Genomic DNA, 2,838 nt, shown 5'->3' on the forward strand with positions numbered 1-2,838 from the left:
GCCGGTGATGCTGATCGGCGAAGGCGACGCGGCGGACGCCAAAAGGCGGCTGCTCGAGCGCGCCGGGGCGACCATCGTGAGTGAGGAAGCGAGCGCCGCGCTGGCGATCGTCGCGCTCGACGATCCCGACGAGACGGTGGCGCGGCTCAGGGCGCGCGGCGTGCTGGTCAATGCGGTCGACCGGCCCGATCTATGCGATTTCACGCTGCCCGCGATCGTCGATCGCTCGCCGGTGATCGTGGCGATCGGCACCGGCGGTGCCTCCGCTGGGTTGGCGGCGGCGCTGCGCCAGCGGCTGGAAACCATCCTGCCGACGACGCTGGGCGGCCTGGCCGAGGCATTGCACGGCGCGCGCGCGCTTGCGCGAGCGCTTCCCGGAATCCGATGAACGGCGTCGCGCGCTGAGCGGCGCGATGAGCGCGGGCGGGCCGCTCGATCCCCTTCGTGCGATCGTTGCGGCCGTCGAGACCTGGCCGCCGACCTCCGTTCAGCCTGGACCTGAAGGCCAAGCCAATGACATCATCGAGATCACCCTGACCTCGTCCGATCCCGACGATCTCACCCTCCGCCAGGCACGTGCGCTCGCGCGCGCCGACCGCGTGGTCCACGCGCCCGACGTGCCGGCGGCGATTCTCGATCGCGCCCGCGCCGACGCGCCGCGGATCATAGCGGAGGGTTTACCCGTTGCTATGGCAGAAGGACTGACCGTGTATCTGGAGATGGCGCGATGACCGGCTTCGCCTATCATGTCGACGGCAACGGCAAGGCGACCAAGTGCGAGATCAAGCAGGCGCTCGATATCGGGAACGGCTTCGTCTGGGTGCATCTGTCGACCAACAACGAACATGCCCAGGCCTGGCTGTCCGACGTCGCCAAGCTCGACGATTATCTGGTCGATGCGCTGACCGCGACCGAGACCCGGCCGCGGTGCGAGCAATTCGGCGACGGCGCCTTGCTCAACCTGCGCGGGCGGTCGGAGGACGAAATGGTCTCGTCCGATCCCCTCGCCTCGGTCCGCATCTGGGCGATCGAAGGTCGCGTCATCTCGGTCACCCGCAAGAAATTGAACGCGCTCGGGCTGGTAGAGCAATGCGTCGAGGCGGGCCAGGTGCGCGACCCCGGCGACCTGATCACCGAATTCGCCACCGCGATCACCAGCGATCTCGATCCCGACGTCGCGCAGCTTGGCGACGATCTCGACGAATGCGAGACCTCGCTCGACGACGAGAAGATCTTCGAACTGCGCCGCACCGTCACCCGCGTGCGCGTCCAGTCGATCGGCTATCGCCGCTTCCTGGCGCCGCAGCGCACCGCGCTGGAGAAATTGAGCACGCTCCAGGTCGGCTGGCTGGGTGATGACGACCGCCTGCATCTGTCCGCCGCCGCCGATCGCGCCGCGCGCATGGCCGAGGAACTGGAAAGCATCCGCGAGCGCTCGGCGCTAACCCATGAGGCGCTGACCGACCTGCGCGCCGAGCAGATCGACCAGCGCGCGCTGATCATCTCGATCGTCGCGATGATCTTCCTGCCGCTGACCTTCCTGACCGGGCTCTACGGGATGAACGTCAAGGGGCTGTGGCTCGCCGACAAGTCCTGGGCATTCGACGCGATCGTCGGGATCTGCCTGCTGACGGCGGTGGGCGTCACGACGTACTTCGTGCGGCGGCACTGGTTGAGAGGGTGAAAATTACTCGCCCTCTACCGCTTGCGGAGAGGGAAATCTGGTCGACCATGCTTACGCCCGCAGCCGCTCGACCTCGTCGTGCAGTGCCTGCAGCGACACGATCAGTCGCTGGCGATCGGCGCGGATATCGGCGAGTTCGGCGCGGGTTTCGCCCAATTCCATCGCGCGCGCCGCGATCCGCGCGTCGAGCGCGGCGTTGGAACGCTTGAGGTCGGCGATGCGCCGCGCGCGGGCCAAGGTGCGCTCGATTCGCGCGTGAAGCACGTCGAAGTCGAACGGCTTGGCGACATGGTCGTCGGCGCCGGCCGCCAGCGCCTGGACGGCCGCTGCGGGATCGCTACGGCCGGTGACGACGATGATCGGCAGGTCGATGGTCTCCGGCCGCGAGCGCAATTCGGCGAGCACCTGCAAGCCGCTCATCACCGGCATGACCAGGTCGAGCAGGACGAGATCGAACCCCCGCCCCGCGATCATGTCGAGCGCCTCGCTGCCATTGTCGGCGAGCGCGGTCAGATAGCCGAAATGCGTCAACCGCTTGCCGATGACGTTCAAATTGGTGCGGCTGTCATCGACCACCAGAATGGTGCGCACCGGCTTGTGGAGATCGGCCATAAGTCCTTCCTTCGGCCCGCGGGCCGTTCGTCGGGCTGAACCGGCCAGGATGCCGGCCGTTCCGCGTGTCGGCCGGAATTCTAGACCGGCGACCGTCTCGAAAGGGTTAATGGCGCGGCAACCCTGTTTCCCCGGTCAGCCGCGGCGCGCCTGGGCCCAGGCGTTGGCGATTTCCTCGAGGTTGGCGGCGACTTCGAGGAAGGGTTCGGGGTCGCTGCCCACGCTCGCATCGACGATCGCGTTTCGCGCGCCGCGATAGAGCCGCGCCAGCGTCTGCGATACCTCGCCGCCCGCGTCGAAATCGAGCCCCGCCTCGAGTGCGAAGAGGATCGCGGTCGCGCGCGTGATCTTCTCGCTCTTGAGCGCGAAATTCTGGTGCTGCGTGGCGTGCGCCGCAACGCGCAGCGCGCGGACCAGCTCTTCGTACAGCAATTGCACGAGCGCCGGCCCGTCGGCCTCGCCGGTGCGTCCGACCAGGTCGATCTGGCGATAGGTCGCTTCGGGATCTCCGCGCAATGCGGTCGCGTAGCCGGCCATCAGTT

The 2,838-nt window shown here is 67.8% G+C and carries 3 protein-coding genes and 1 pseudogene; 2 read left to right on the forward strand and 2 right to left on the reverse strand.

Annotation, left to right across the window (positions count from 1 at the left end):
- A pseudogene (locus ACTHJR_RS12895) lies at positions 1–731 on the forward strand (NAD(P)-dependent oxidoreductase); the annotation flags it as partial.
- Positions 728–1,684, forward strand: coding sequence for a zinc transporter ZntB (locus ACTHJR_RS12900; protein WP_440523636.1), 957 nt, complete (start codon positions 728–730; stop codon positions 1,682–1,684). The pseudogene ACTHJR_RS12895 and the gene ACTHJR_RS12900, both read left to right, overlap by 4 nt.
- A 51-nt stretch (positions 1,685–1,735) precedes the next feature.
- Here ACTHJR_RS12900 and ACTHJR_RS12905 read toward each other — a convergent pair whose 3' ends face one another.
- Positions 1,736–2,296, reverse strand: coding sequence for a response regulator (locus ACTHJR_RS12905; protein ID WP_440523637.1), 561 nt, complete (start codon positions 2,294–2,296; stop codon positions 1,736–1,738).
- 135 nt (positions 2,297–2,431) lie between these two features.
- On the reverse strand, positions 2,432–2,833 hold the full coding sequence (locus ACTHJR_RS12910; RefSeq protein WP_440523638.1) for a flagellar export chaperone FliS: 402 nt from the start codon (positions 2,831–2,833) through the stop codon (positions 2,432–2,434).
- Between the last annotated feature and the right edge of the window lie 5 nt (positions 2,834–2,838).

The organism is Sphingomonas sp. (genome assembly GCF_051962185.1).
GTDB lineage: Bacteria > Pseudomonadota > Alphaproteobacteria > Sphingomonadales > Sphingomonadaceae > Sphingomonas.

Excerpts from the sequence above, each read along its gene's own strand:
- ACTHJR_RS12900 (WP_440523636.1), top strand. The coding sequence starts at position 728 with ATGACCGGCTTCGCCTATCATGTCGACGGCAACGGCAAGGCGACCAAG.
- ACTHJR_RS12905 (WP_440523637.1), bottom strand. The coding sequence starts at position 2,296 with ATGGCCGATCTCCACAAGCCGGTGCGCACCATTCTGGTGGTCGATGAC.
- ACTHJR_RS12910 (WP_440523638.1), bottom strand. The coding sequence starts at position 2,833 with ATGGCCGGCTACGCGACCGCATTGCGCGGAGATCCCGAAGCGACCTAT.